The sequence below is a fragment of the Nocardioides sp. NPDC058538 genome, from assembly GCF_042719275.1.
In the GTDB taxonomy this organism is placed as follows: domain Bacteria; phylum Actinomycetota; class Actinomycetes; order Propionibacteriales; family Nocardioidaceae; genus Nocardioides.
On record NZ_JBHXNY010000052.1, the window covers coordinates 21,732 to 27,832 of the forward strand.

Below are 6,101 nucleotides of genomic sequence, written 5' to 3' on the forward strand. Positions count from 1 at the left end.
TGTGTTGGTCTCGACACGCCTCCGCCTAGCGGCTCCGGCGGCTCGACCAGCGGCGATGGCGCTCATCGCACGTCCGCCAGCAGGTGCGGAGGGTTGCGGAGGTAGGTGATCGACGGGCTCGGGCCGACCGTCGAGCTGGCCATCTCGAGCGCATCTCGCAACGTGGTGGCGCTCCGGAAGCCCATCCGCGCCGCGGCCTTGGGGTTCCCGCCGACCCAGATGACGTCGCCGAGGTGGTCGAGAGCGTGCGCGATCCAGTACCACATGTAGAACGGGTGGACGCCGTGGTAGGCGTTCGAGGTGCGGTAGAGGTGGACGTACCAGGGGTCCGTGGCGAACTGCTCCTCGAACTTCGGCCCGATCAGCGCCGGGTCGTTCGTGTCGGCCAGCACCTCCTCGTAGAAGTCGACGTAGGAGGGGTGGGTGAGGGTGTTGAAACCCTCGTCGAGCGGGTGGTAGAGGATCGCGACGCCACCCGCGCGCACGACCGGCTGGCGCAGGTAGGAGTTGAAGTAGTAGCCCAGCCCCATGCAGGCGGCCAGGATCGGGTTCATGGTCGAATTGACGTTGTAGGGGCCGAGATAGGGCACCCCCATCACCATCACGTCGGACTGCCCCTCGACCTTAACCCGCTGCTGCTGGTGGACGCGCTGCACCGTCAGCTCGTGCACCGGCTCGACGGCGCCGGCGGTGATCCCGGTCAGCCCGTAGTTGGAGCGCAGGTCGTGGAACATCTTGTGGCGCATCTTCTGCGGAGCGACCGCCAGCCCGCGGCGCAGGCCGAGCACCGTCGCCTGGTCGCGCAGCGACCACTCCCACTCGCGCTTGAGCAGCGTGTCGTACGGCTTCCCGAACACCTCGTTGTCGAGCGTCGTCTCGATCTGGAAGACCTTGACGTGCTCGCCGATCAGCCGGCCCATCCGCCAGGCCGAGGAGTGCATCTCGGAGTGCTTGTGGTCCATGAACGAGCGCGAGTGCACCATCGTCTTGGCGTTGTGGTGGTGCTTGATCGACTTGTAGGAGGCCAGCCCGATGCCGACCGACTTGTGGCCGCCGTCCATCGCGACGAGGTTCACGTTGACGTAGATCAGCAGGTCGGAGGTGGCCGCCCGCTTGTTGATCTCGACGTCCTCGCCCTTCTCGGTGACGCCCATGTGCTCGAGGTTGGCGCGGTCCTCGGCGTCATGGTTGTAGAGCAGCCCCTGCGGCGCGAAGCTGCGAAAGACGCGCTCGCCGACGATGTGCTTCATCTCGGCGTCGGTCATCCGGCGGTGCAGGGCCAGCGCGGCGATGATCTCGACGTCGTCGACGCCCTTCTCGGCCGCGATCGTGAGCACCTGCTCGATGATCCGGCCCCGGATGTCGGGCGCCTTCATGGTCGGCAGCGGCAGCGAGAGGTCGTCGAAGGCGATCGTCAGCCGCATCCCCGGGAACATCAGCTCCCGCAACGGCTCGGAGTCGACCGGGTTCTCCAGCGACTCCCGGATCGCCGCGTCCACATCCGGCACCGTCGGCAGCGACTCGGGCGGGTAGACCACACGGGTGCCCTGCGGGAACTCCTCGAGCCGGAACCCGAGCCCCTCGTGGACGAGCAGGGGCGGCGTACGGTCGTCGACCTCCAGCACAAAGCCTGGGCGTGTCATCGATGACTCTCCTTCTTCAAGACGGCTGTGCTCAGCTGGTCCGGCTGGGGTCGAACGCCACCTTGACGGTGCCGAGCCGACCGGCTGAGTGGGCATGGTCGAGGGCCTCGCGCCAGCGGTGGAGCGGGTAGGGCGCGACGGTCTTGGCCAGACGACACATGGCATCGTGGCCGACCAGGTCGAGGGCGGTGGCGAAGTCGCCGGAGCCCCGCGAGGAGGCGTACGTCCCGACGACCTCGAGCTCCCGGAACCAGGCCGCGGACAGATCGGCGGAGGCCGGCATGCCGGAGAGCACCACGCGTCCGCCCGCGCGGGTGGCGTGCAGACATGTCTGCAGCGACTCCTTCGAGCCGACCGCGTCGACGGTGACGTCCACGCCGCCGAGCAGGTAGGGCGAGGAGAGCATCTCCGGCTCGAGCATGAACGCGCTGGTCGCGCGCCTGATCCTGCGCAGCGTCTCCGACGGCGCGACGACCTCGGTGGCGCCGAACTCCAGCGCCAGCTCGCGCTGGTGAGCGTGCTTGGCGACGACCAGGATCTCGCCGGCGTCGGTGAGCTCGCGCAGGGCCAGCGTGGCCAGCAGCCCGACCGCCCCTGCCCCCGAGACGAGCACCCGATCACCGGGCTTGACCGCGGCTCTTCGCGCCGTGTGGACCGCACAGGCGACCGGCTCGGCGAGCAGCGCCTGCTCGTCGGAGTAGCCGTCGGGGACCACGTGGAGCTGGGAGCGGTGCACCGAGAGCTGCTGCGACCAGCCGCCACCTGTGTCGTGACAGAACCCGGTCTGCAGTCCCGAGGAGATGTCGCCGACGGTGATCCGGGAGCACCGGTTGGTCTCGCCCCGCGCACACGCCTCGCACGCGTCCAGCCCGCGTGCGGCGCAGGTCAGGACCGGGTCGACGACCACGCGGGTCCCGGCCGCCAGGTCGCCGCAGGGGTCGAGCAGCTCGCCCACGATCTCGTGGCCGGGCACGAACGGCAGGCTGACCAGCGGCTGGAAGTAGAGGCTCGTCCTCCCCGACAGCATCCCGAGGTCGGACCCGCAGATCCCGGCCAGCGACACCTTCAGCCGCGCCCACCCCTCGTGCTCGACCTTCGGCGGGTCGAGCGTCACCATCCGCAGCGGCGCCGCCGCCCCGGTCAGCAGCAGCGGCAGGTGCCGCCCGGCCACCTTCCCGACCGCCGTCTTGGCGACGCTGCGGTACATCTCGAGCGCAAGCATCACTGCCTCCCCGCCGGGTCGAGCGTCCGGCTCGCGTGGCCCGGCGACTCCCAGTCGACGATGGTCCAGTGCGCCTTCTTGGCGTGCCGGAAGAGAGGTACGTCGGGCCGGACCGCGACTGGATGCCCGACCGCCGCGAGCAGCGGGAGGTCGGAGTGGGAGTCGGCGTAGGCGAAGCTGTCGGACGGCGAGATGCCCTCGCGGCGCGACCACTCGCGCACGAACGCCCCGCGCGACTCCCCGACCAGCGGCGAGGCAGCCATGTGACCGGTGCAGAACCCACGGTCGTCGACGGCCAGGTCGGCCGCCTCGATGTGGTCGAAGAGCGGCATCAGCGGCCGGGTCAGCGGCCGGATCGCGCCGGTGACCAGCACCGTCACGTGCCCCGCCGCACGGTGCTCCCGGATCCGCCGGACCGCGTCCGGCGCCAGTCGCCCGAGGATGTGCGTGGCCAGGTGCTCGTCGACGATCTGGTCGAGCTCGGAGAGCCGGGCGCCGGCGTACTCCTTGTAGACCGTACGCAGCAGCGTGCCGCGCTCGGTGCGGTCCGCCCACACGTAGCCGGGCACCTTGCTCGCCATCCGGGCGATCTCGGCCGCCTTCTGGGTGCCGGAGAGCTCACCGAGCCGCAGCCACAAGTAGGTCTCGATCACGTTGGAGGACATCAGGGTGCCGTCGAGGTCGAAGAAGGCGGCGACCCGCGTCTCCTGGGGGTCTGAACGGAGTGGCCCCGAGCTTGTCGAGATCCGCGGCAGCCGGCCGGAGTCCGGCCTCTTCCGCAGCTTGCGCAGCTCGTCGAGCTCACGGACCGGCTTGGTCACCGAGGGCACGTGGATGTCGTGGAGGTATTCGTGCCAGTCGATCACGCCGGTGTCGAAGGCGAAGGTCTCCTGGTCGGCCGGCGACAGCGACCGATAGAGCGCGAGCGTGTTCTCGTCGACGAAGCGCAGGTCGGCCTGGGCGTACTCCTTGTAGAGGTCCAGATAGCGGCGCAGGAACTGCAGCCGCCGGCCCTGCCGGTCGAGGTCGCGCGCCCAGCTGCGGGTGCGGTCGCTGCGCGGAGCCATCCCGAGCAGTCTGTCGGCGATCTTGTGGACCCTCTCCCCGGTCACCATCATCCGCTCGACCGAGGCCCCGCCCGGGAACGTCCACTCCGGCAGCCGGGCCGCGCCGCGGTCACCGGCCGCGAACGGCTCCTTGGAGAAGTAGGCCCGCACGGTCTCGTAGAGCATCCCGAAGGTCACCGGGTTGCGGTCGCCGGAGGCGAGATGGAAGTACGCCGGCTCGCCGTGCTCGGGCGGGTGGGCCAGGCACGCCACGATCGAGGCGACGACGTGGTCGACCGGCACGATGTCGACGGGGGTGTCCGCGGCCGCCGGGAAGAGCGGAAGCTCGCCGCGACCGTAGGCGAGGATCAGCGGCTCGGCCATCTTGAAGCCCTCGATCCAGCCCGGATAGGGGCGGGAGACAGCCGACTCGATGATCGCCGGGCGGAAGACCGTGGCCCGGTTCCCCGCTGCGGCGTGGGCTTCGACCACCCGCTCGCCCAGGGCCTTGGTGAACGTGTAGGCGTCGGTCCAGCCCAGCGACCGCGCCCGCTCGGTGCCGAGGCGTACGAGCTCGTCCTTCACCCACTTCTTGCGCGCCTCCTCGGCGGCAGCGGCGGCCGTCATCAGACCTGCCCGACCGTGCTCGCGCTCGGCCTGCTTGCGCAGCTTGGAGATCACCTCGACGCCGCGCGAGCGCTCCTCTACGGCCGCGCGCTGCGCCAGCCCCCAGGCCAGCTCGGCGTCCACGTCGACGGAGTGGTCGACCGACCCCTCGGGGATGTGCCCCCTTCGCCGCCCGGACACATATGCGGTGGAGACGTGCAGGTAGTGGATGTCGCGCCCGGTCTCCTCGACCCGCTTGAGCAGCTCGCGGACACCGACGACGTTGGTGACGAAGCCTTCGTCGACCGGCGGATCGAAGGACACGTCGCCCGCGGAGTGCACCACGGCGTCGAGATCCTCCGGCAGCGCCGGCGGAGCGGAGAGATCGCCCTCGACGACGTTCACCTGCGCATCGGAGACAGCCTCGAAGATCGGCTTGGTCAGCATCTTCGCGATCCGGTCCGCCCCCGACGTCGACCCCTTCGGCCGGACCAGGACGCTGAGACGTACGTCAGGCACCTCGGTCAGGATCAGATGCAGCAGCGCCTCGCCGACGAACCCGGTCACTCCCGTGAGCAGCACGTGCTGCCCCGCGAGCCGCTCCCGAATGGAGGCCCGGGTGTCGTCGTGAAGATGGTTTCCCTGCGCCAGGTCAGAGGTCACGGATGCGATTGTGCCCGGTCGAGGCAACCCCCGTGACTCCTTTTCCGGGCTCGACCTGAGAAACTGCGTAGAACCCCCGAAACCCCGAGGAGCCGTACGTGTCGAGGAAGCTGCTGAGCATCGCAGCCGTCCTCTCGGCGACCGCTCTCGCCGGTTGCGGCTCCGGGGAACCCACCACCAGCAGCCCTGGCCCGAGCCCCTCGACCGCGTCTCCTCTCGTGGCCTCCGGCCCCTGTCTCTTCGAGCCCCGTCAGGTCGCCAGCGCCATCCCCGGCACCTGGTCGCATACCGCCGACGAGGACGTATGCACCTACACCAGCGACCGGGGCGCGATCTTCGTGACAACCTTGGTCGACACCTCCGTCTCTGCTGGGCTTTCCGCTAGTCGGGAAGACTGCATCTCATCGCCTGCGCCTGTTGAGATCGGATCCCGGGCGTTCGTCTGCATTGAGTCGCACGATGATGGGGATCTTGTCGTCGGGAATGTTGCTGTTGACAATCGGCTTTGGTCGCTTGTCATCGTTCCTGATCAGGGGGTTCACGATGCTGAGCTCGGGGCTATGGGGCGACTTGTTGAGATGGTCGCCGACTGAGCTCCGCTGGTCGAGCCGCTCCGCCCCGCTGGTCCAGCCCGCTCCGCCCCGCTGGTCCAGCCCGCTCCGCCCCGCTGGTCCAGCCCGCTCCGCCCCGCTGGTCCAGCCCGCTCCGCCCCGCTGGTGGAGCCGTCCCGCTCCGCTGGTCGAGCCGCCGGAGCCGCTAGGCGGAGGCGTGTCGAGACCAACACGGTTCGCTTCCTCGGGAAAGCTCGCTTAGGCGAGCGTGTCTTAGTTGAGTCCCCGATAGTGGTGTAGCGCGGTCGCCCAGGTCGTTGCCGGCGTGTACGTCGGACGACGGTGCGGCCACCGCGTGATCCTTCGAGTT

The 6,101-nt window shown here is 69.6% G+C and carries 4 protein-coding genes; 1 reads left to right on the top strand and 3 read right to left on the bottom strand.

The features are described from left to right. Window positions 1-62: 62 nt before the first annotated feature. From ACFWQC_RS26775 to ACFWQC_RS26785, 3 genes are read right to left on the bottom strand one after another with little or no spacing between them, the layout of a single operon-like run. Entirely contained in the window at window positions 63-1,643 is a 1,581-nt protein-coding gene (locus tag ACFWQC_RS26775; RefSeq protein WP_378685368.1) for a lactate racemase domain-containing protein, read from the bottom strand. Window positions 1,644-1,674: 31 nt separating this feature from the next. After that, window positions 1,675-2,865: a zinc-binding dehydrogenase gene (locus tag ACFWQC_RS26780; RefSeq protein WP_378685371.1), complete on the bottom strand. Its 1,191-nt coding sequence runs from the start codon at window positions 2,863-2,865 to the stop codon at window positions 1,675-1,677. Then, entirely contained in the window at window positions 2,865-5,180 is a 2,316-nt protein-coding gene (locus ACFWQC_RS26785) for an HAD-IB family phosphatase (RefSeq protein WP_378685373.1), read from the bottom strand. The genes ACFWQC_RS26780 and ACFWQC_RS26785 overlap by 1 nt, the downstream gene beginning before the upstream one ends. A 98-nt stretch (window positions 5,181-5,278) precedes the next feature. Between ACFWQC_RS26785 and ACFWQC_RS26790 the strand changes: the two genes are divergently transcribed. Then, complete coding sequence (locus tag ACFWQC_RS26790) at window positions 5,279-5,773, top strand: hypothetical protein (RefSeq protein WP_378685376.1); 495 nt, start codon at window positions 5,279-5,281, stop codon at window positions 5,771-5,773. Window positions 5,774-6,101 lie beyond the last annotated feature (328 nt).